We start from the raw sequence: 22,012 nt of genomic DNA, 5'->3' as shown, positions 1-22,012 counted from the left end.
TCGTGGAGGCTCAGCGGCATCTGCGGCCGCTGCTGGGAGGGACTATCGATCTCGCGGAGGCGAAACCGTATACGTCAATTGACGTAGGCGGGGTGGCGAAAGGTGCAGGGGGAGGTTTTGGGGGATTAGCGCCTAGGGCGGAACTGCCTATATGGAGAGAGACGTCTCCCCTTGTTTCTTCTCCCCGAGGGGGAGAAGTCCGCGGCAGCGGGATGAGAGGGCAAGGGTGGAGATGTACGGAGAGCGAGCCCCCTCATCCGACCCTTCGGGCCACCTTCTCCCCCTCGGGGAGAAGAAGCCTGCGGCACGGTCTCACATCACGAATGCGGCTTGCCGTCCCGCTCTTCGTCGCGGATCGCATCGTCATGATACCAGGAGCCGAAATCCACATGCGGCTCCTGCGCCTCACGTTCAAGCTTGCTCAGCCCGCTGTCGCGGAACTTGGAAACGCCCGCGCGCCCGCCGACCGGGAATTGATAGATCGTTGCCGTCTCGCGATGAAAGCCAGTTGCCATATCGGTCATCTCACTCTGTTTGCATCGAAGCACTTGTCTCTGGAACAAACCAGCAAAGGCCGGATTCGCTCCGTTTGATTAAAAAAAAATCACGTTGCGAAAAATATAGGCATTAATCGTCTCATCTACAAGAAAAACCATTCCGAAAGCGCCGGTTTTTGGGGCAAATGCCAATCCCTCGCGCGCAATCGAAATCATTGCGCCGCAGCAGGGCATTCCCCCGGAAGACGCCGGCTATCTATCAGGATTCAATGATGAAACATGAGGGGTGAATTTGCCTGCCGCAGTGCAGCAGAACCATCCCCGCGCGATATCCAGGCTCCTGCGCGACAGGGGGCCTGAAAGATTTTTCGAAAAAATCGTCGGATATCGCCAATCTGGCACGCGGCATGCATCTAAGGGGTCAGCCCTTGAACGCGAATGCGCTTCGGTGGCCAAAGCCACGGGAGGCCTCAAGGCTTCGCATTGTTACCTATGAGAGGTTCGTAATGACTAAGTTCAAACTCGAGTACATCTGGCTGGACGGATACAAGCCGGTCCCCAACCTGCGCGGCAAGACCCAGATCAAGGAATTCGACGAATTCCCGACACTCGAGCAGCTGCCGCTCTGGGGCTTTGATGGCTCCTCCACGCAGCAGGCCGAAGGCCATTCGTCGGATTGCGTGCTGAAGCCCGTCGCGATCTATCCCGACCCGGCCCGCTCCAACGGTGCGCTCGTCATGTGCGAAGTCATGATGCCCGATGGCGTCACCCCGCATGCTTCGAACAGCCGCGCAACCATCCTCGACGACGAAGATGCATGGTTCGGTTTCGAACAGGAATATTTCTTCTACCAGGACGGCCGCCCGCTCGGCTTCCCGGAACAGGGTTACCCGGCTCCGCAGGGTCCTTATTACACCGGCGTCGGCTTCAAGAACGTCGGTTCGGTTGCCCGCGAAATCGTTGAAGAGCACCTCGACCTCTGCCTCGAAGCCGGCATCAACCACGAAGGCATCAATGCCGAAGTGGCCAAGGGCCAGTGGGAATTCCAGGTCTTCGGCAAGGGCTCCAAGCGCGCCGCCGACCAGATCTGGATCGCCCGCTACCTGCTGCTGCGTCTTTGCGAACAGTACGGCATCGACGTTGAATTCCATTGCAAGCCGCTCGGCGACACCGACTGGAACGGTTCGGGCATGCATTGCAACTTCTCCACCAAGTTCATGCGCGAAGTTGGCGGCAAGGACTATTTCGAAGCCCTCATGGCCGCTTTCGCCAAGAACTGGAAAGAGCACATCGACGTTTACGGTCCGGACAACCACCTGCGCCTGACCGGCAAGCACGAAACCGCTCCGTGGAACAAGTTCTCCTACGGCGTTGCCGACCGTGGCGCCTCGATCCGCGTTCCGCATTCCTTCGTCAACAACGGTTACAAGGGTTACCTCGAAGACCGTCGTCCGAACTCTCAAGGCTGCCCTTACCAGATCGCTTCCGTCGTTCTCAAGACGATCGCAGAAGTGCCGCTCGCAAAGTCGGCTGCTGCCTGATTGATAAAGACATGGCGTCGCCCGAAGCCGGGCGACGCCATTTTTGTGTCCACCGAACGGCCGCAGGCTGGGGCGACCTTTCGTCAGCCGCCGCACGCGGCATAATCTTCCGGCGCGCCAACGGAGTGCGCGGCTTTCAACAACGGCATCGCATATTCGGCAAACAGCTGCATGTTTCCGCGCCGATGCCCTGAAGCAAGAAGGTGAGCGATGGGCATTCTCGACAAATTTTCTCTCGAAAACCGCACGGCCATCATCACCGGCAGCGGCCGCGGCCTCGGTTTTGAAATTGCCAGCGCCTTTGCCGAAGCGGGCGCCCATGTCTGGCTGACTGGTCGCAATGCCGAAACGCTGGAACAGGCGGCAGATGTGCTGCGCAAGGCCGGCGGAAAAGCCGATTACGCCGCCTTCGATATTGCCGATACGGCCGCCGGCAGCGCCCTTGTCCGCCGTATCATGGATGAAGCCGGCCACCTCGATATCCTCGTCAACAATGTCGGCGCGCGCGACCGTCGCCCGCTTGCCGAATTCAGCAATGATGACGTGCTGGAACTCATCCGCACCGACCTCACCTCCTCCATCTCCCTGTCGCGGGAGGCCGCAGAGGCGATGAACACCAACGGTTACGGCCGCATCATCACCATCACTTCCATTCTCGGCCACATCGTCCGGCCGGGCGATGCCATCTATCCCGTCGCCAAGCAGGGGCTGACCGGGCTGATGCGGGCGATCGCCGTCGAATACGGCGCACGCGGCATCACCAGCAACGCCATTGCGCCCGGCATGTTCGCCACGCAAACCAATGCCGCCCTTTCCGAAAACCCTGAGATGGTGGCCTTCGCCAAGCTGCGCGTGCCGCTGGAGCGCTGGGGCCGTCCGGATGAAATCGCCGGTGCGGCGCTGTTTCTGGCCAGCGACGCGGCCTCCTTCGTCAACGGCCATGTGCTGACGGTGGATGGCGGCATGTCGGTGCGGCTATGAGAGTGCCGAAATACTGGAGCGCCGGATGAAAAGCGGACACCACGGTACACGACACTATGCTTCGAGGCCGGTGCGCCGACGACGAAATTCGCTGTTTTCTCGTGCGCTTTCCTTCCCTCATCTCTGTGCTCGTCACAGAGATCCAGCCAGCCCAAGTCCTTGGGCTGAGAGGACTTTCTCTCGCCGCGCAGACGCGCGTCGGCTGGATTCCTGTGACAAGCACAGGAATGAGGTTAAGGGGGATGTTTCAACACACAAAACCTTGTGTCGTGTACGATGAGCAGAATCCCGTCCGCCGCTCTACCTTTCTGTTTAAGCATAGGATTTCTCCGAAAAGCGTGTGCGGTTTTTGGTCCGGTGCTCTATCCGCAGAAGGGCGTGGAATCCTAGCATGGCCGCACGGCAACGCATCATCCCCGTCAGGCGCGAATATAACCGCTGGGTCGCCAACCAGACGCTGGAAGATTATGCGCTGCGCTTCACCGCCAAAAGCGCCCGGCAATTTTCCTCCAACCGCATTTCCCACACCGCTATCGGCGCGATCTCCTTTCTGGCGCTGGAAGCCATCGGCGGCGCCATCACGCTCTCCTACGGCACCACCAACGCCTTTTACGCCATCCTCGTCGCCGCCATCGCCATGCTTGCCGTCGGCCTGCCGATCAGCCGTTATGCCATCCGCCACGGCGTCGATATCGATCTTCTGACGCGCGGCGCGAGCTTCGGTTATATCGGCTCCACCATCACCTCGCTGATCTATGCCGCCTTCACCTTCATGCTCTTCGCCATCGAGGCGTCGATCATGTCCGGGGCGCTGGAGCTGGCGCTCGGCATACCCTTGTGGATCGGCTACATCATCTCGGCCGTCATGGTCATTCCGCTCGTCACCCATGGCGTGCGCCTCATCAGCCGCTTCCAGATCATCACCCAGCCCTTCTGGATCGTGCTGAACATTCTGCCCTTCGTTTTCATCGCCTTGATGGACTGGGAAAAATACGATCTCTGGCGGGCCTTTGCCGGTATTCACCACGCCTCGGGGCCATCAGGCACGGTGGCGGATTTCAACCTCGTGGAATTCGGCGCGGCCTCGGCCGTCATTCTGGCGCTGATGTCGCAGATCGGCGAACAGGTGGATTTCCTGCGCTTCCTGCCGGCCGAAGGCCAGAGCCGCCTGCGACACCGCATCGCCGTCTTTCTGGCCGGCGCCGGCTGGGTGGTCGTCGGCGTACCGAAGCTGCTCGCCGGCTCCTTCCTCGTGGTCTTGACCTTCAGTTCCGGCGTCTCGGTGGATCGCGCCGCCGATCCGGCGCAGATGTATCTCACCGCCTTCGGTTACATGATCCCCAACGAAACCGCCGCCATGCTGCTGATGGTCGCCTTCGTCGTCGTCTCGCAGCTAAAGATCAACGTCATGAATGCCTATGCGGGTTCGCTCGCCTGGTCGAATTTCTTCTCACGGCTTACCCACAGCCACCCCGGCCGCGTCGTCTGGCTGGTCTTCAATGTGGCGATCGCGCTGCTTCTGATGGAACTCGGCATTTACCGGCTGCTGGAAGAAACGCTCGGCATCTTCTCCATCATCGCCATGGCGTGGCTGTGCACCATTTCCGCCGATCTCTTCATCAACAAGCCGCTCGGCCTTGCCCCGCCCGGCATCGAATTCAAGCGCGCCCATCTTTACGACATCAATCCCGTCGGCGTCGGCTCCATGGCGCTTTCGGCCACCATCGCGCTGATGGCGCATTTCGGCGCCTTCGGGCCGCTCGCCGCATCGCTCGCACCCTATCTGACGCTGATCGTCGCTTTCATCGCCTCGCCGCTGATTGCCTGGGGCACGAAGGGCAAATTTTATCTCGCCCGCAAGCCGCGCCAGAAGTGGCGTGAGGAAAGCAGCATCACCTGCTCCATCTGCGAGCACCCGTTCGAGCCGGAGGATATGGCGTGGTGTCCCGCCTATGCCGCGCCGATCTGTTCGCTCTGCTGCTCGCTGGACAGCCGCTGCCACGACATGTGCAAGCCGAAGGCCAAGCTCAACTATCAGGTCGCAACCGTCGCAAAAACCTTCCTGCCAAGGCAGCTGGTGGCGAAGCTCGCCACCCGGCTCGGGCGCTACGGCATGGCGGCGGCGATTGCCGTCACGGCCATCGGCGGCATTCTCTCCATGATCGCCCATCAGGTCGGCACCGCCTCGCCGGAAACGGCCGATGTGGTGAACCGCACCATCCTCATCGTGTTTTTCGTCTTCGCCGTCATTGCCGGCATCGTCTGCTGGTTCCTCGTGCTTGCCCATGACAGCCGGGTGGTGGCGGAAGAGGAATCGTCCCGCCAGAACACGCTGCTGCTGAAGGAGATCGCCGCCCACAAGAAGACCGACGCCGCCCTTCAGGACGCCAAGGAAACCGCTGAGGCCGCCAACCGCGCCAAGAGCCGTTACGTGGTCGGCCTCAGCCACGAATTGCGTACGCCGCTCAACGCCGTGCTGGGTTATGCCCAGATCCTCGAACGCGACGAGACCATTCCCCCTCCCCGGCAATCGGCGATCAAGGTCATCCGCCGCTCGGCCGATCACCTGTCCGGCCTGATCGACGGGCTTCTCGATATTTCCAAGATCGAGGCCGGCCGTCTGCAGGTCTATTCCAACGAGATCAACATACAGGACTTCCTCGACCAGATCGTCGACATGTTCCGCCCGCAGGCGCAGGCCAAGGGCCTGGAATTCCGCCACGACCGCTCCCGCGCCCTGCCGCAATATGTCCGCACCGATGAAAAGCGGCTGCGCCAGATCCTCGTCAACCTCATCTCCAACGCCATCAAATTCACCGATGAGGGCGCCGTCACCTTCGATGTCGGTTATCGCAGCCAAGTGGCAAGCTTCACCGTCTCCGACACCGGCCGTGGCATTGCCGAAAAAGACCTCGCCCGCATCTACGAACCCTTCCAGCGCGGCGAGGCAGAGAGCGTGCGCCCCATGCCGGGCCTCGGTCTCGGCCTCACCATCACACGGCTTCTGACCAATACGCTCGGCGGGGAGATTTCCGTATCCAGCGAAAAGGACGAGGGCTCCACCTTCCGCGTCCGCCTGATGCTGTCAGCCGTGCACCGGCCCAGCACGGCGCCTGCGGCGGAAAAGACCATCCGCTCCTATTCCGGCCCACGCCGCACCATCGTTGTGGTCGACGACAATGAGGATCATCGCGAGCTGATGCGGCAGGTGCTGGTGCCGCTCGATTTCGTGGTGCTGACCGCCCAGAACGGGCCGGAATGCCTGACGCTCATCGAAGGCGTGAAGCCCGATCTCTTCCTTATTGATATTTCCATGCCCGGCATGACCGGCTGGCAGCTTGTGACGAAACTGCGAGAAGCCGGGCAGACCGCGCCGCTCATCATGCTCTCGGCCAATATCGGCGATGGCACCGTCGCGGGCGCAGGCGAGGATAACCACAACGACGCCATCGCCAAGCCGGTCGATATCCGCCACCTTTGCGACAGGCTTGCGGTGCATCTCGGCCTGAAATGGATTTACGATACTGATCTGCCCATGCCAGCCGCGCCGCAGCCTGCACCGCAGATCATCCATCCCGGCGCAATCCATATCCAGGATTTGCAGCGGCTCGGCGAAATCGGCTACATACGCGGCATCGAGGCGAAACTCGCCGATCTCGCCCGCAATACGGAAAACCTGCCCTTCACGCAGGAGCTCGGCACCTATGTGCAGGCCTTCGATCTGGCCGGTTACGCGCATTTTCTCAAGCGGTTCGAAAACGGTGACAGGGGAGACGGCAAGGCATGAGCGGTCAGGCAACAGCGGCTCCGAGAGATATCGTCTTGCTGGTGGATGACAGCCCGGAAGCGCTCGGGTTCCTCACCGACGCGCTGGAGCAATCGGGCTTTTCCGCCCTTATCGCCACCTCGGGACAGGCAGCCCTCAACATCGCCGAGCGCATCACGCCCGATATCATCCTGCTCGACGCCGTCATGCCCGTTATGGACGGTTTCGAAACCTGCCGGCGCCTGAAGGCCAATGCGGCGGTGGCGCAGGTGCCGGTCATCTTCATGACCGGGCTGACGGAGACCGAACATGTGGTGCGGGCGCTGGAATCCGGCGGCGTCGATTATCTGACCAAGCCGATCAACATCGACGAGTTGCGCGCCCGCATCCGCGTGCACCTTTCCAATGCCCGCTCGGCCCAGAGCGCCCGCGTGGCGCTCGATGCCGCCGGCCGCCACCTGCTGGCCGTGCGTGCCAGCGGCGCGATCCACTGGTCCACCCCGCAAGCGACGCGACTGGTCAATGCCGCAACCGGCCGCGATGACGGCATGGAGACCGTCGTCACCCATATCGGCCGCTGGCTCGGCGAAAGGGCGGCAGCGGAAACCGGCCGCGATGCGCCGCTGACGATCACCGAGGCCGGACGGCCCGCCTTGCAACTGTCTTTCCTCGGCGCCATGGGTCCGGATGAATTCCTCTTCCGCCTCACCGCCGCCAATGAGAAATCCGGCGACCACCTGCTGCGCGAGCATTTTTCCCTCACCGCCCGGGAATCGGAAGTGCTGTTATGGATCGCCAAGGGCAAGTCCAACCGCGATATCGGCGATATTCTCGGCCTTTCCGCGAGAACGGTGAACAAGCATCTGGAACAGATCTATGTGAAGCTCGGCGTCGAAAACCGCGCTTCGGCGGCTGTGAAGGCAGCGCATATTCTGCATCAGGGGTGACGGCAGCGCTGGGTGTCGTAAGGTTCGACCAACATATATTTTCCGCTTGAGCGCATAACATCGGCTTTCAGTCCGAGCGGCGGCCCCTTGTTTCTTCTCCCCGCCGGGGAGAAGTCCGCGGCAGCGGGATGAGGGGGCAAGCTCTCCGAAATCCGGCAACGTTTCCCCCTCATCCGACCCTTCGGGCCACCTTCTCCCCGGCGGGGAGAAGAAACGCGCGGCCAACTATCACCCCAAAATCACCGTCCGATCCCCTGAACCCAACACAGGATTAAACACCCATGGACCGTTTCATCATACTTTCCGGCTGCTCCGGCGGCGGCAAATCCACGCTTCTCGCCGAGCTTTCCCGACGCGGTTTCGCCACCGTGGAAGAGCCCGGCCGGCGCATCGTCATCGAAGAAAACCGCAATGGCGGCACGGCCCTGCCGTGGATCGACATCGAAGCCTTCGCCCGCCGCGCCATCGCCATGGCCCTCGAAGACCGGCAGAACGCCCCGCCGGAACGCCGCGTCTTCTTCGATCGCGGCCTGATCGACGCCGCCTCGGCGCTTCGTCATATAAATGGCGATGCCTTCATCGAGACGCTGCGCCATGCGCATCGCTATAATTCTCTGGTCTTCCTTACCCCACCCTGGCCGGAAATCTACCGCGGCGACGATGAGCGCAAACACGGTTTCGATGCGGCGGTTGAGGAATATGAGCGGCTGGTCCGGGATTATGCCCGGCTGGATTATGAAACAGTGATAGTGCCGAAGGAGCCGGTTTCTGAGCGGGCCGCCATGATGCTGGAGCGCTTGGCCAAAGTTGTCTGAAAAGATGGCCGGGATGACGAAGGTCAGGAGGCTTAATTCGGAAAACAAAAAGCCCGGCATCGCTGCCGGGCTTCGATCATGTGTCGCAGAAGCGCTTAGCTGCCCTGCTGGATGTAGGTGAACTTGCCGTCCGGGCCCTTCTTCCATTCGTACATGACGTAACCGGGAAGCTTCGGGTCGCCCTTCTCGTCGAAGGAGATGTCGCCGAGCGCGGTCGGGAAGGTGCCGGACTTCAGGGCTTCGGCAACCTTTTCCGGCTCCACGGAACCGGCGGCCTTGGCAGCGCCTGCAATCGCCTGCATCGCGGCATAGGAGTAGAGCGTGTAGGCTTCCGGGTTGAAGCCGGCGGCCTTGAACTTCTCTACCAGTTCCTTGTTTTCCGGGCGCAGCGTCGGATCGGGGCCGAAGGTGTTGAGCGTGCCTTCGACGGCATCGCCGGCGATGGAAGCAAGTTCGTTCGAGACGATACCGTCGCCCGAAACGAGCTTGGCCTTCAGGCCCTGATCAGCCGCCTGACGGATGATGAGGCCGGCTTCGGTGTGCAGGCCGCCCCAGTAGATGATGGAAACGCCGGCTTCCTTCATCTTGGAGATCAGCGCGGAGAAGTCCTTATCACCGACGTTGACGCCTTCATACATGACTTCCGTTACACCAGCGGCATTGGCAGCCTTCTTGGTTTCATCGGCAAGGCCCTGACCGTAAGGGGTCTTGTCGTGAATGATGGCGACCTTGGCATCCTTGAAATGATCGGCCAGGTACTTGCCGGCGATGCCGCCCTGCTGGTCGTCACGGCCGCAGGTACGGAAGGTGTTCCACAGGCCGCGCTCGGTAAAGACCGGGTTGGTTGCGGCGGGGGTGATTTCGAGAATGCCGTTTTCGGCATAAACTTCGGACGCCGGAATGGAGACGCCGGAGTTGAAGTGACCGACAACGAATTTCACGCCGTCAGCGACGAATTTGTTGGCAACCGAAATACCCTGCTTGGGGTCGGATACGTCGTCGCCCAGCACGATCTTGATCTGTTCGCCATTGATGCCGCCGGCGGCGTTGATGTCTTTCGCGGCCTGTTCGGCACCCTTCTGGATCTGAGCGCCGAAAGCAGCGTTCGGGCCGGTCAGCGGTGCGCCGACAGCGATCACGACATCGGCCCAGGCCGAACCGCCAAACGCGACCATGGCGGTCAGCGCAACAGCGGAAAGAAGAGACTTCTTCATTACTTTACTCCCAGTTCCTTTGGATGGGTTGATTGCGAGAACCCATTCGGTACCCACCTTAACCGAACAGAAACGTTCCACTCTGCCGAGTATTAGTGACCCCGGAAAAGACCGGCTGTCAATTTTTCTTTTTATAGGAAAATGCCGACGTCCGATCGTAGAGCCAATAGTAGTTATTGACCATCTGGCTCGTCCGGCGCATGCGGAAACCGATGCTGGAAAAGACCAGAAGAAGAACGACGTCAAACACGTAATAAAAGCCGTTGATGAACGGCCCGTTGAAGAGCGCGTGATGCAGAAACCGCATCACCAGCCCCAGTGCGAGGGTGTAGATCACCACCCGCGTATAACCGCCCCAGCCATCGGCCACGGATTTGCCCGTGCGCCATGCCGTCCAGAAGCCCAAGAGGACAACCAGTGCGCGCAGAACATAACGCACGCCGTTATCGGTTTCGAAAAAAAGGCCCTGCATCTCTTTCCCCATCAGTGCCGGGCTGAAACGCCCTGGCCCTGCCTTGTCTGTCGTCCCGTCGTTTTCCCGCCGGGCATTTTATTGTTTGCGTCCCGCCATGGATCCTTAAGGTTTGGCCGAAAGGACAACAGGCCGCCGTTTGCAGTCTTGCGCCGCAAAATTTCCGGCGCAAGTAAAATCTTTCAGTGCCGTCCGCCTTCCAGATAGGCGGCGCGCACCTGCGGATCGGCCAGCAGTTCCCTGCCCGAACCGCTCATCGTCACCTTGCCGTTGACCATCACATAAGCGCGGTCGGAAAGCTTCAAAGCGGCAAAGGCGTTCTGCTCCACGAGGAAGACAGTCAGCCCCTCTTCCTGGTTGAGTTTCTTGATCGCCTCGAAGATGCCCTTGACGATCAGCGGCGCGAGACCCAAGGACGGTTCGTCCAGCAACAACAGCTTCGGCCGTGCCATCAGCGCGCGGCCGATGGAGAGCATCTGCTGCTCACCGCCGGAAAGCGTGCCGCCGCGCTGGCTCTGGCGCTCCTTCAGGCGCGGGAACATCACGAAGATCTTCTCGACGTCTTCCTTGAAATATTTCAGGTTATCGAGATTGGCGCCCATCTGCAGGTTTTCCAGCACCGTCATGCGCGGGAAAATCCGGCGGCCTTCCGGCGACTGGGCAATGCGCTTGCGCGCGATCAGGTGGGTCGGCAGATGGGTAATGTCCTCGCCGTCGAAGATCACCTGACCGGCACGCGCCTGCGGGCTGCCGCAGATGGTCATCATCAGCGTCGACTTGCCGGCGCCGTTGGCGCCGATCAGGCTGACGATTTCACCCCTGTTGACTTCGACATCGACACCGGCCAGAGCCCGGATATTGCCATAATAGGTTTCAACACCCTGGACTTTCAGAAGCGGTTCACCGGACATCAGGCCGCTCCTCCGTCGAGTTCTTCCGCAATCACGTCTTCCACTTCATCATCCTCGACACCCAGATAGGCGGCGATGACCTTCGGGTCGTTCTTCACATGGTCCGGCGTGCCGTCGGAAATCTTCTGGCCATATTCCAGAACCACCACATGGTCGGAAATCTGCATCACCACGGACATGTCGTGCTCGATGAGAAGCAGCGACGTGCCTTCATCGCGAATGCCGCGCAAGAGCGCGTTGAGCGCCAGCGATTCCTTCGGGTTGAGACCGGCGGCCGGCTCGTCGAGGCACAGAAGCTCCGGCCCCGTGCACATGGCGCGGGCGATTTCCAGACGGCGCTGTGCACCATAGGGAAGGTCGCCGGCCGGATCGTCGGCGCGGTCGATCAGATCGGCCTTTTCCAGCCAGTATTTGGCCTTTTCAATCGAGGCATCCACCGCCCGCCGGTAAGCGGGCAGGCCGAGAAGGCCGAGGATCGTGTAACCCGAGGCCTTCATCAGTGCATTGTGCTGCGCCACCAGCAGGTTTTCCAGAACCGTCAGCCCTGAAAACAGCCGGATGTTCTGGAAGGTGCGCGCCACCTTCGCCTTCTTGGTGATTTCGAAATCCGGCAGGCGCTCGAGAAGATGCGCCTCACCATTCTGCTGGCGCATGGTGATCATGCCCATGGTCGGCTTGTAAAAGCCGGTGATGCAGTTGAAGACCGTGGTCTTGCCCGCACCATTGGGGCCGATCAGCGCCGTGATCTCGCCGCGCTTCGCCTCGAAGGAGAAGTCGTTGATGGCCATCAGGCCGCCGAAGCGCATCGAGAGATGTTCGACCTTGAGGATCGTATCGCCAGTCGTATTGGGTGTCATTGTTGCCGTTCCGGAAGCCATCAACCGTGACCTTCCTTGGTAAAGCTGCCGGAGACGGCCTTGCGTTCTTTAAGGAAGGCCGTGGGTTCACGCGAACCGACGAAGCCGCGCGGCTTGAACAGCATGACGATGACCATGGCAAGACCGAAGAGCAGCATGCGGTAGAGTTCCGGCGTGAAATCGGGCCCGAAGACATGCTTCAGGAATTCCATTTCACGCAGCAGCTCCGTGCCGCCGACCATGACGAGCGCCGCAATGGCGATACCCGTCAGCGACCCCATGCCGCCGAGAACGACGATGGCGAGAATGACGGCGGATTCGAGGAAGACGAAGCTTTCCGGCGACACGAAACCCTGGCGCGCGGCAAAGAAGGAGCCGGCAAAACCGCCGAACATCGCGCCCGTGGCAAAGGCGGTGAGTTTGGTGATGACGGTATCGATGCCGAGCGAACGGCAAGCGATCTCATCCTCGCGCAGCGCTTCCCATGCACGGCCGATCGGCATGCGGCGCAGCTTGATCGTGACATAGGCCGTCAGCATGCACAGCAGCAGGATAACGTAGAACAGGAAGATCTTGTAATAGGCCGACGACATTGACAGGCCGAAGGCCTTGGCGAAATTGTTCGACGCGCCGACATCGAAGGACCAGATGCCGAAGACCGACGCCTTGGCAATACCGGAAATGCCGAAGGTGCCCTTGGTCACTGCCGTCCAGTTCAAAAGCACCAGACGGATGATTTCACCGAAGGCGAGCGTCACGATCGCCAGATAGTCACCGCGAAGTCTCAGAACCGGGAAACCGAGGATGATGCCCCAGAAGCCGGCGAGAATGCCGGCGACGGGCAGGAGCACCCAGAAGGACAGGCCGAAATGGCTCGACAGAAGCGCATAGGAATAGGCGCCCACCGCATAAAAGGCCACATAACCGAGATCGAGCAGGCCGGCGAGGCCGACGACGATGTTCAGGCCCCAGGCCAGCATCACATAGATCAAGATCTGGATGCCGAAATTATCGACGAATTTCAGCGAACCCTGAAAGCCGAACAATTGCACGGCAATGACAGGATAAAGCAGCAGCAGGACCAGCGCCAGCTTCAGGAAGTGCTTGTGGAAAAAGCCCTTTTGCTCGGAAATCTCCAGCACGCCGCTCTTGGCCTTGGCGAGCTTGCGACGGTCCAGCGACGGCTTGATGAAGCCGACCACGAGGAAGCGGCCAACGGCGGCAATGCCGACGAAAACCGCCAGAAGCCCCCAGCGGGTGCCCCAGATCAGCTGGTTGTTGATATCCTGATAGGTGACGATGCCGACATAAAGAATGAACATGCCGAACGAAATGAGGCCCGCAATCAGGCCCTCCTTCACAGCCGCCGCCATCAGGCTCGGGCTGGAAGCAGCGTTGTCGGAAGCGATATTGGTCATGGGATCACACCTTCTCGACTTCCGGACGACCGAGAATGCCGGTCGGCTTGAAGATCAGCACGAAAGCCAGAATACCGAATGCCGCGACATCCTTATAGGCGATGGAGAAATAGGCCGACCACAGCGATTCGATGAGGCCGATCAGCAGGCCGCCGAGAACGGCGCCCGGAAGCGAGCCGATGCCGCCGAGAACGGCTGCGGTAAACGCCTTGACGCCGGGAATGAAGCCATCGCTGAAGGAGGCAACGCCATAATACATCAGATACATGGTGCCCGCGACAGCAGCGAGCGCCGCACCCATGATGAAGGTGATGGAGATCGTCTTGTCGACATCAACGCCGAGCAGTGCGGCCATCTTGCGGTCCTGTTCGGTGGCGCGCTGCGCCCGTCCGAGCGGGGTCTTGTTGACGATGTACCAGAAGGCGAAAAGCAGTACCGAGGTGACGACCATGATGATCAGCTGCTTCAGCGATACGGTAATGGCGCCGAAATGATAGCTTTCCGTGACCATGGACGGGATCGGCTTGTTGCGCGGACCCTGCGTCACCTGAATGAAGTTGGACAGCGCGATCGACATGCCGATGGCCGTGATCAGCGGTGCGAGACGGAAGGAGCCTCTGAGCGGCCGATAGGCGACGCGTTCGATCACCCAGTTCCATAGGCCAGTCATCAGCATGGCGACGACCATCATCAGAAGCAGAAGCAGCGCCACCGGAATGCCGGCGACGAAGGATGTCACGATCAGGAAAACGATCAGCGCGGCAAAGCCGCCAAGCATGAAAATATCGCCGTGGGCGAAGTTGATCATGCCGATGATGCCGTAAACCATCGTATAGCCGATAGCGATGAGGCCGTAGATCGATCCAAGAGTCAGCCCGTTGATGAGCTGCTGGATAAAATACTCCATGTCTTTCCCCCGGGCACGACCTCGAATGGGCCACGCCTCGTTATGTTAATTATAGGAGCGCCCTTGCAGGCAGGCCCCCACCCCCAAAATGCATATCGTGTTCGTTAAAAATGTGAAGTCAAAAACGGGCGATCCTGCACAAAATTTGGAATTTCCACATGGACTGCCGCTTTCCCGGTCAAAAGAGCCATGATTTTGGCAGGAAGTGCTGAAAAAATGACGGCCGGATGCTTATTTTAGCATTGTCCAATGCCATTATTTGACGGGCAGCGGGCAAAGGAGTAGCGAAGATCGGAACGGCGAGATCCCGCAGACGGGATATAATTGGCGAAGAGATGATCGACATATTGACGAAAGCGGCGCTGGACGCCGGGCAGGCCATCATGGCGGTCCACCGCGCCGGCCCGCATGTGTCATACAAGGACGACTGCTCGCCGGTGACCGAGGCCGATCAGCGCGCCGAGACGATCATTCTTGCGGCGCTTGCTGCCCATTTTCCCGATATTCCCGTGGTTGCCGAAGAGGCGGTGTCGAGCGGCATCCTGCCGGAAACCGGTGCGGAGTTCTTCCTCGTCGATCCGCTTGACGGCACAAAGGAATTCATTTCCGGCAAGGACGATTTCACCGTCAATATCGCGCTCATCCGCGACGGCGTGCCGGTGGCCGGCGTGGTTTACGCCCCCTGCCGCGGGCAGGTCTGGACGGGCGAGGACAACGCCGCCGAAAAGCTCGCAATATCAGGCGAAGGTACGATCCTGTCGCGCCACCCCATCCGGGCACGCCGGCGCGGCGCCTCGCCCGTGGCGCTGATCAGCCGCTCGCATTGCACGGCGAAAACGGAAGCCTTCGTGGCCGAACACGGGCTGAAGGACTGCATCTCCGTCGGCTCCTCGCTGAAATTCTGCATGCTGGCGGAGGGTGCCGCCGATATCTATCCCCGCTTCAGCCGCACCATGATGTGGGACACGGCCGCCGGCGACGCCGTACTGCGCGCCGCCGGCGGCAGAACGCTCGATTGCGAGGGGCGGCCGCTTGCCTATGCCGTCAGCGGTAAGGGCGAGGATGCGCTGGCCAATCCGGATTTTATCGCCGAGGGGGCGATGGCGGTGGAGATCGCGGGGTAACAGGCGGTTGCCGTCTCCTGCGGCTGTCATGGTGCACAGCGTCAAATTTCTGCTTTGGTGAGCTTCGGCGTGTGCCGCTTTACCCCCCTCTGCCCTGCCGATCTCCCCCTCAAGGGGGGAGATCGGCAGGAGGCTCTTTCACTGCTCCATTCTCAAGCGTCGAGATGGGCGATACCTATCCGCGAGGCGATCTCCCCCCTTGAGGGGGAGATGCCCGGCAGGGCAGAGGGGGGTAAAGCGGCACACGCCGAAGCCCCAAAAAACCCCATCCCCGCCCCCCCAAAAATAATTCCACCCCCACTCATCCCCACCCCACGCCGCCACCCCACAATGCCCCGCAAACGAACACAACCGCGCGGAAGGCACATCATGACGGAACAGACGGCAAGACTTCAGCTTCCCTATATCCTCCCCTCGCAGGCACAGAAACACGTCACCCATAACGAAGCCCTGCAAAGGCTCGACGCAATCGTGCAGCTCGTCATCAGGGCCGTGGTCACGACACCACCCGATAACGTAGCGGAAGGCGACTGCTTCCTCCTCTCCGCCGATGCCGCGGGCGACTGGACCGGCAAGGGCGGCAGGCTTGCCTTCCGGCAGGATGGCGCGTGGCTTTCGATCACGCCGCAGCCCGGCTGGGCGGCGTGGTTTGCGGCCGAGAACAGGTATCGCATCCTGCGCGACGGCAGCTGGCGCGACATGCCGCTGCCGGCCACCGGCCGGCTGGAAAGGCTGGGCATCGGCACGGAGGCCGACGCCACCAACCGGCTGGCGCTCGCCTCCCCCGCCAGCCTCTTCACCCATGCCGCAGAAGATGGCAGCCACCGCATGACGGTCAACAAGGCGGGCAAAACCGATACCGCCTCGCTGCTGTTCCAGTCCGGCTGGAGCGGCCGGGCGGAAATGGGCCTTGCCGGCAATGACGGTTTTTCGATCAAGACCAGCAAGGATGGCGCCTCATGGCACACCGCACTTCTATGCAGCGGCGATGGCCGGGTCTCGATGCCGAACCGCCCGCTTGCCGTTGCCGGCCTGCCGGCGGGCACGACAAAACCCGCCAATGGCGCGGCGGCAGGTTTTTCCGTGCTCTCCATCGCCGAGGGCGGCTTTGCGCTCGGTGATGCGGTAAGCGGTGGCGGGCGTGAACTCGTCGTTCCGGCAAAGGGCCTTTATCTGGCGGCCTTGATGCTCGCCGTGGTTTCCTCGTCCGGCCACCGGGTGACGCTTTTCATCAACGGCATGGCGGCCAGCTTCGGCATCGCCGGCAATGCATCGACGTCAGGCACATCGCAGTCGGCAACCTCCATCCTTTCCCTCGATGCCGGCGACCGCCTGCGGCTGCAGCATGAGGGAACGGCGGAATTTACCCAGGGCAGCGGGAAAACGTGCCTATCGCTTGCGGCACTCTGAAGGAAACAACCGATGAGAGAGAAAAATTGCGATTTTTGGAAAAATTTTTTCCCGGCAAAATAAGGCGACTCGAACAAATCAGGCGAAACCGTTCAAATTCTTAATAAATTGTCACGAGCTGCTTAGGCAATTTTTAAAGGTACGGGGATAGAGTTGCCGTCATATGGTCTTGAGTTTGTATAGAGTGTCCAATGACCGAAATGATACGCCCACGAGTTAAATATGTCATCGGCCCCGATGGCAGCCCTCTGACGATTGCGGATCTTCCGCCTGCCAATACCCGTCGCTGGGTCATTCGCAGAAAGGCGGAGGTGGTTGCAGCGGTACGCGGTGGACTGTTGAGCCTCGAGGAAGCCTGCGAGCGTTATACGCTCACCGTTGAAGAATTTCTGTCCTGGCAGTCCTCGATTGCCGATCATGGCCTTGCCGGCCTGCGCACCACGCGCATTCAGCAATATCGCCACTAAACAGTGCGCCGGCGCGAAAACGCGCCCAGACCGAATGTCCAGAACGCCCCGCCGGATCATCGACGGGGCTTTCGGTTTGATTTTGGATTTCCCCTGAAAATTGCCTGACAGAGCCGGCGATTGTCGCCGGTTTGTGTCCGCTGCGTTCGCTATCGTGCTGTTTCAATTCAGGCTGAAGCCGTTACAGTGGCGGCAACGAACAGCAATGTGGAAGGCGCTCACCATGGACATCAAGACAACCGAAACCGGATCGCACGGCGAATATTCGGCAACCATCGACGGCCACAAGGCGGAGATGACCTATTCGCGCACCTCCCCTTCCCTCATCATCATCGACCATACCGGCGTGCCCGATGCGCTGCGCGGCAAAGGTGTGGGCCAGGCGCTCGCCGCCCATGCCATCGATGAAGCCCGCAAGGGCGGCTGGAAGATCATTCCGCTTTGCCCGTTCTTCAAGGCCCAGACGCTGCGCCATGCCGACTGGGCGGATGTGATCCAGGGGTAAGGGGCGCTTAATTCTGTAAAAGGGCAGAATATTCGCAAACATCGCGGCATATTTCTTCTCCCCGAGGGGGAGAAGGTGGCCCGAAGGGTCGGATGAGGGGGCTAGCTCTCCTGATATCTCTACCCTCACCCCCTCATCCCGCTGCCGCGGACTTCTCCCCGGCGGGGAGAAGAAACAAGCGGCATACGACCGGTCTCTCGCAGCCCCTTCCCATATTGTGCCATTCATAAATACGCGTCGAACCTCCCGTCACGCCACCTTCAGCGGCGGCGTCCCGGCATGCATGCTCCTGCGGACTTCTTCACGAAATTCCAGTGTATCCTTCGCGCCATGCACCGCCACGGCGTGCTGCACGGCCGCTTCCATAAGCTCCTCCGGAGAATCGGCGGAGATGGCGACGGTGCATCTGCTGTCGCTGGGGAATTCGCGGCAATCTATATATTGGCGGGCCATTTTTTCCTCCCTGAAATAGCCGCCCGCGCCCGCTTGAGGCGCGCGCGCAAAACTCCGGCTCATGGTCGGAACCTGCATAAAATACGCCTTTACCCACCCCCGGACAATCGAAATCGGGGTTGGTCGTCCGGCGCGAAACACCGGCGACACAGCAAAACAAAAGGCCGCTCCCCAGGGAGCGGCCTTTTAAAAAATTGCATGGCGTCCCGTCATTGAAAGCTGCCTCCTGATCCACCGGCAGCCGTCAATGAGGACGATCTTCGTAAACTCCTGCGCCAATCATCAGACGCGGGCGTCAGGCGCGGGCGCGGATGGCTCCGTCGCGGTTTTCGAGGGCCGCGGCCTTTTCATATTCGGCCTGCACCTCTTCCAGCGAAGCTTCCGCAGCTTCCTGCTGGGCCTTCAGTTCCCGAATGGAGACCTGAAGATTATCCGCCCGCTGGCGCGCGGCCTTGGCGAAGGTCGGATAGGCGAAATGTGTCGGATCGGTAATGCCCGACTTGCTTTCTTCCAGAGATATCTGATGCACCAGTTCCTTTGCCATCCGCTCGAATTCGGACATCATCTGCTGCAGCTGGTTAAGCTGCCGGCGTTTTTCATTGACCTGAAATTCCTTCAGGCGAACCAGGCTGTCACGCGACTTCATACGCAATACTCCATGGATAGCGAGACCCGGATCAAAAAGGCACTATGCCCCTTTGCTCGGCCCGTTTAACCCGCCCGTTTTTCCTTAAGGGTTGCCCCTGTCCCGGAATGATTCCCAAAAGTTACCCGACGTTAATAAAAAACCGCCGTCGTTAACCTTTCGTTTACGGGCATCGTTAATGATAACGACGATCATTTAAGGGTCGGTAAATGCCAGGTCCAAAAAAATGGGCCAGACGATGTAAGAGTCGATTGAATCACTTAGCGGGAAATCCTCACGTTAAGCTTCAATTTTGGCGATGGTGGATTCACGTGCAAAAACAGCGAAATGCCTAGTTTGCTTAATAAATTCGATACACCTTGCCAAAGGCAATTAGAATTTGTTAACCATTTGGTGGCAGCCTGCAAATCAGGCAACGTCTGGATCCGCATCGCGCGAGGCAATGATTTACCGGTTCGCGGGCGGCAAAGGGGATAATTATGCGGGTTCTACTGATTGAAGACGACAGCGCAACAGCGCAGAGCATTGAACTGATGCTCAAGTCGGAAAGCTTTAACGTCTACACGACCGACCTCGGCGAGGAAGGCGTGGACCTTGGCAAGCTCTACGACTACGACATTATTCTTCTCGACCTCAACCTGCCCGACATGTCGGGTTACGAGGTACTGAGAACGCTTCGCCTCTCCAAGGTCAAGACGCCGATCCTCATCCTCTCCGGCATGGCCGGCATCGAGGACAAGGTGCGCGGCCTCGGCTTCGGTGCCGACGATTACATGACGAAGCCGTTCCACAAGGACGAGCTTGTTGCCCGCATTCACGCCATCGTCCGCCGTTCCAAGGGCCATGCGCAATCGGTCATCGCCACCGGCGAGCTGATCGTCAATCTCGATGCCAAGACGGTTGAAGTGGGCGGCCAGCGCGTTCACCTGACCGGCAAGGAATATCAGATGCTCGAGCTGCTTTCGCTGCGCAAGGGCACGACACTGACCAAGGAAATGTTCCTGAACCACCTCTATGGCGGCATGGACGAGCCGGAACTGAAGATCATCGACGTCTTCATCTGCAAGCTGCGCAAGAAGCTCGCAAACGCCGCCGGCGGCGCAAACTACATCGAAACCGTCTGGGGCCGCGGCTATGTTCTGCGCGAGCCTGACGGCGCCACGGAATTCCTCGAAACCGCCTGATCCGTTTAAGGACAGGGCAGTTGTTAAAAACCCGCCGGGAACGGCGGGTTTTTGTTTGGCCCCTGCGGCAGATATCATCTGGTGACGAAGCGCAACAGCCATTCCACCGGCCCCTGACGAAACGCCCGAAGCCACAGGGTACTGACCGCAAGCTGCGCAAAAAATATCCCCCACGCGATACAAACGACCGGCAGCATATCCAGCCTGTCGATGAGGCCGAGGCCGAAACCATAAAAAATCGCCCCGCATAGGACCGATTGCAGCAGGTAGTTGGATAGAGCCGTCCGACCGGCATTCACCAGCCAATCATAGAGCTTCCCGCCGCGAATTCTCTGAAAAGCACCAAGAATGAGAGCGATATAAGCGGCGGCAAGCAAGGGCGCGGTGAGGATCGAAACGGCAAGACCGGCAGTTTCCCACGGCGTTCCGGCCGCAAGCTGCGTGGCTACAGCATATAAAAATGCGCCCGGCATGCCCAGGGCAATGCCATAACCGAGAACAGGCCGCAGATAATGGCGGAAACTCTCCGGCCTTGCGAGCAATTGCCTGCGGCCCGCGATATTGCCGAAGAGGAACATCGCGAAAGCGCATGGCGCCTGAACCAGAACCAGAAGCGGCACCGTTGCCGCCCAGTCCCGAATGTGCTGGCCGACAATGCCGGTAAAGTCACCTCGATAGGCCGAAAGCGCCGCGATGCCCTGCGCCGGGGGAAATGTCGCCGATTGAGCGCCCATACTCTCCCATTGCAGCATCGCGAGAAGCGCCCAAAGCGCGGAACAGGCAAAAATGAGACCCGCCGCGATCTGAACCTGCCTACGGTCGGAAAGACCCCTCGCCCACAGGAGACCGAGGCCAAGCACGGCGTAAGTCACCAGAATATCGCCATGAAACAGCAAGGCGGCATGCGCCAGACCGATAACAAGAAGCCCCGCCTGGCGCCGCAGAAAACGCGTGGGAAAGGATGCTCCGGCCTTCTCGGCGGATCGCACCTGAAGCGTGAAGCTGTAGCCGAAGAGGAAGGAGAAGATGAGATAGAACTTCAGTTCGAAAATAATCGAAATAAAAAGCTTCACGAGCAGGGTCGAGGCGGAGGACGCCACGGGCGATGGTAAGCCCGTACCATAATAGACCGATGAAAAGGCCAGAATATTGACCTGCAGGATGCCCAGCAGGGCAATCCCGCGAAGGGCGTCCACATCGCCGATACGGGCAACCCTATTGTGCATCGGCAACCCCGAGCGCTGCCGTGAGGATATTGCGAATTGAAGGAGCGGCCTGCGCCGCAGAATAATCGGGATCCGTGCTCGAGCGACTGAAAATACCGTCTATGACAACGAGCATGAAATCCGCAAACTGCGAAGGTGAAACGACGGGTGCGAATGCGCCAGTCTCAACGCCCTGCCGGACAATCGCCTCCAGCCCATGTCGCAGGGCCTCGTCGCCGGTCTTGCTCAAGGTTGCGACATCCACATCTCTGGCTGATTCGGCCGCGATTTCCAGGACAAGATTGCGTTCGGTGCCGTCGTCCACCGCCTTCACGATACCATCGAGAAAATGCTCCACGGCGCTGACCGGATCGTCCAGCCTGGACAATGCCTCCATGGCCGCCGCGATGTCGCGGCCTTCCTGCTCGACCAGCGCGAGAATGAGGGCTTTTTTGGTCGAGAAATAGTGGAAAAGACTGCCCGAACTGATGCCCGCCGCCTTGCAGATCATATCGGTGCTGGTTCGGTGAAATCCATGCCGGGCAAAAATGACCCGTGCGGAAGACAGAATTTCCAGTCGTTTTGCAAGGTGCTGATCGGGATCGACAATTCTCACGGCAAACCTCATTAATAAAGTGACTACTCGGTTTATTAATACCTCCCTGAATTCATTTCCAGCTTTTTCTCGCTTG

At 59.9% G+C, this 22,012-nt stretch carries 21 protein-coding genes; 10 read left to right on the top strand and 11 right to left on the bottom strand.

Annotated features, from left to right (window positions below; all coding sequences use genetic code 11):
• Positions 1-317 precede the first annotated feature (317 nt).
• Positions 318-524, bottom strand: coding sequence for a DUF2735 domain-containing protein (locus AC5YUO_RS10440; protein ID WP_496153245.1), 207 nt, complete (start codon positions 522-524; stop codon positions 318-320).
• A gap of 479 nt (positions 525-1,003) precedes the next feature.
• Here AC5YUO_RS10440 and AC5YUO_RS10435 point away from each other — a divergent pair, with 479 nt between their 5' ends.
• The 5 genes from AC5YUO_RS10435 to AC5YUO_RS10415 all read left to right on the top strand — a co-directional run bounded on the left by AC5YUO_RS10435 (position 1,004) and on the right by AC5YUO_RS10415 (position 8,547).
• Positions 1,004-2,038 (top strand): glutamine synthetase beta-grasp domain-containing protein, encoded by a 1,035-nt coding sequence (locus AC5YUO_RS10435; RefSeq protein WP_003520621.1) that lies wholly within the window; start codon positions 1,004-1,006, stop codon positions 2,036-2,038.
• Positions 2,039-2,248: 210 nt separating this feature from the next.
• Positions 2,249-3,019: an SDR family oxidoreductase gene (locus AC5YUO_RS10430; RefSeq protein ID WP_496153244.1), complete on the top strand. Its 771-nt coding sequence runs from the start codon at positions 2,249-2,251 to the stop codon at positions 3,017-3,019.
• Between the two features lie 391 nt (positions 3,020-3,410).
• Positions 3,411-6,806, top strand: coding sequence for a hybrid sensor histidine kinase/response regulator (locus AC5YUO_RS10425; protein WP_496153243.1), 3,396 nt, complete (start codon positions 3,411-3,413; stop codon positions 6,804-6,806).
• Positions 6,803-7,732: a response regulator gene (locus AC5YUO_RS10420; RefSeq protein WP_496153242.1), complete on the top strand. Its 930-nt coding sequence runs from the start codon at positions 6,803-6,805 to the stop codon at positions 7,730-7,732. The genes AC5YUO_RS10425 and AC5YUO_RS10420 overlap by 4 nt, the downstream gene beginning before the upstream one ends.
• A gap of 281 nt (positions 7,733-8,013) precedes the next feature.
• Entirely contained in the window at positions 8,014-8,547 is a 534-nt protein-coding gene (locus AC5YUO_RS10415; RefSeq protein ID WP_496153241.1) for an AAA family ATPase, read from the top strand.
• Positions 8,548-8,642: 95 nt separating this feature from the next.
• Here AC5YUO_RS10415 and AC5YUO_RS10410 read toward each other — a convergent pair whose 3' ends face one another.
• From AC5YUO_RS10410 to AC5YUO_RS10385, 6 genes are all read right to left on the bottom strand, one after another.
• Positions 8,643-9,761: a branched-chain amino acid ABC transporter substrate-binding protein gene (locus AC5YUO_RS10410; RefSeq protein WP_004430064.1), complete on the bottom strand. Its 1,119-nt coding sequence runs from the start codon at positions 9,759-9,761 to the stop codon at positions 8,643-8,645.
• 118 nt (positions 9,762-9,879) lie between these two features.
• Entirely contained in the window at positions 9,880-10,233 is a 354-nt protein-coding gene (locus AC5YUO_RS10405; RefSeq protein WP_400819581.1) for a DUF6867 family protein, read from the bottom strand.
• Between the two features lie 182 nt (positions 10,234-10,415).
• A complete protein-coding gene (locus AC5YUO_RS10400) occupies positions 10,416-11,144 on the bottom strand; it encodes an ABC transporter ATP-binding protein (protein WP_400819584.1) in 729 nt (242 codons plus the stop codon).
• The gene (locus AC5YUO_RS10395; protein WP_149741187.1) at positions 11,144-12,022 is read right to left on the bottom strand and encodes an ABC transporter ATP-binding protein; all 879 of its coding nucleotides are present in this window, start codon (positions 12,020-12,022) and stop codon (positions 11,144-11,146) included. The genes AC5YUO_RS10400 and AC5YUO_RS10395 overlap by 1 nt, the downstream gene beginning before the upstream one ends.
• Entirely contained in the window at positions 12,022-13,374 is a 1,353-nt protein-coding gene (gene livM, locus AC5YUO_RS10390; RefSeq protein ID WP_496154840.1) for a high-affinity branched-chain amino acid ABC transporter permease LivM, read from the bottom strand. Before livM ends, AC5YUO_RS10395 begins: the two co-directional genes overlap by 1 nt.
• Before the next feature lie 49 nt (positions 13,375-13,423).
• Positions 13,424-14,326, bottom strand: coding sequence for a branched-chain amino acid ABC transporter permease (locus AC5YUO_RS10385; RefSeq protein WP_004430050.1), 903 nt, complete (start codon positions 14,324-14,326; stop codon positions 13,424-13,426).
• Between the two features lie 335 nt (positions 14,327-14,661).
• Here AC5YUO_RS10385 and cysQ point away from each other — a divergent pair, with 335 nt between their 5' ends.
• From cysQ to AC5YUO_RS10365, 4 genes are all read left to right on the top strand, one after another.
• Positions 14,662-15,450, top strand: a complete 789-nt coding sequence (gene cysQ, locus AC5YUO_RS10380) for a 3'(2'),5'-bisphosphate nucleotidase CysQ (protein WP_496153240.1) — start codon at positions 14,662-14,664, stop codon at positions 15,448-15,450.
• A 369-nt stretch (positions 15,451-15,819) separates the two neighbouring features.
• On the top strand, positions 15,820-16,860 hold the full coding sequence (locus AC5YUO_RS10375; RefSeq protein WP_496153239.1) for a DUF2793 domain-containing protein: 1,041 nt from the start codon (positions 15,820-15,822) through the stop codon (positions 16,858-16,860).
• Between the two features lie 191 nt (positions 16,861-17,051).
• A complete protein-coding gene (gene sciP, locus AC5YUO_RS10370) occupies positions 17,052-17,327 on the top strand; it encodes a CtrA inhibitor SciP (protein ID WP_003491799.1) in 276 nt (91 codons plus the stop codon).
• A 223-nt stretch (positions 17,328-17,550) separates the two neighbouring features.
• The gene (locus AC5YUO_RS10365; protein ID WP_496153238.1) at positions 17,551-17,832 is read left to right on the top strand and encodes a GNAT family N-acetyltransferase; all 282 of its coding nucleotides are present in this window, start codon (positions 17,551-17,553) and stop codon (positions 17,830-17,832) included.
• A 249-nt stretch (positions 17,833-18,081) separates the two neighbouring features.
• Here AC5YUO_RS10365 and AC5YUO_RS10360 read toward each other — a convergent pair whose 3' ends face one another.
• Positions 18,082-18,285, bottom strand: coding sequence for a DUF1059 domain-containing protein (locus AC5YUO_RS10360; RefSeq protein ID WP_003522925.1), 204 nt, complete (start codon positions 18,283-18,285; stop codon positions 18,082-18,084).
• Positions 18,286-18,580: 295 nt separating this feature from the next.
• Positions 18,581-18,931 carry a flagellar export protein FliJ gene (locus AC5YUO_RS10355; protein WP_003491821.1) on the bottom strand — a complete coding sequence of 117 codons (351 nt, stop codon included), beginning with the start codon at positions 18,929-18,931 and terminating at the stop codon, positions 18,581-18,583.
• A gap of 479 nt (positions 18,932-19,410) precedes the next feature.
• Between AC5YUO_RS10355 and ctrA the strand changes: the two genes are divergently transcribed.
• Positions 19,411-20,115, top strand: coding sequence for a response regulator transcription factor CtrA (ctrA, locus tag AC5YUO_RS10350; protein WP_003522926.1), 705 nt, complete (start codon positions 19,411-19,413; stop codon positions 20,113-20,115).
• Between the two features lie 74 nt (positions 20,116-20,189).
• Here the strand turns inward: ctrA and AC5YUO_RS10345 are convergent, their stop codons facing one another.
• Together AC5YUO_RS10345 and AC5YUO_RS10340 are read right to left on the bottom strand one after the other, a co-directional pair.
• Positions 20,190-21,341, bottom strand: coding sequence for a DUF418 domain-containing protein (locus tag AC5YUO_RS10345; protein WP_496153237.1), 1,152 nt, complete (start codon positions 21,339-21,341; stop codon positions 20,190-20,192).
• Entirely contained in the window at positions 21,331-21,936 is a 606-nt protein-coding gene (locus AC5YUO_RS10340) for a TetR/AcrR family transcriptional regulator (RefSeq protein ID WP_496153236.1), read from the bottom strand. Before AC5YUO_RS10340 ends, AC5YUO_RS10345 begins: the two co-directional genes overlap by 11 nt.
• Positions 21,937-22,012 lie beyond the last annotated feature (76 nt).

The sequence above is a fragment of the Agrobacterium sp. LEGMi-208b genome, from assembly GCF_059511785.1.
Note: the sequence above shows the minus strand (reverse complement) of the source record. Positions and strands in the feature narration are given on the sequence as shown.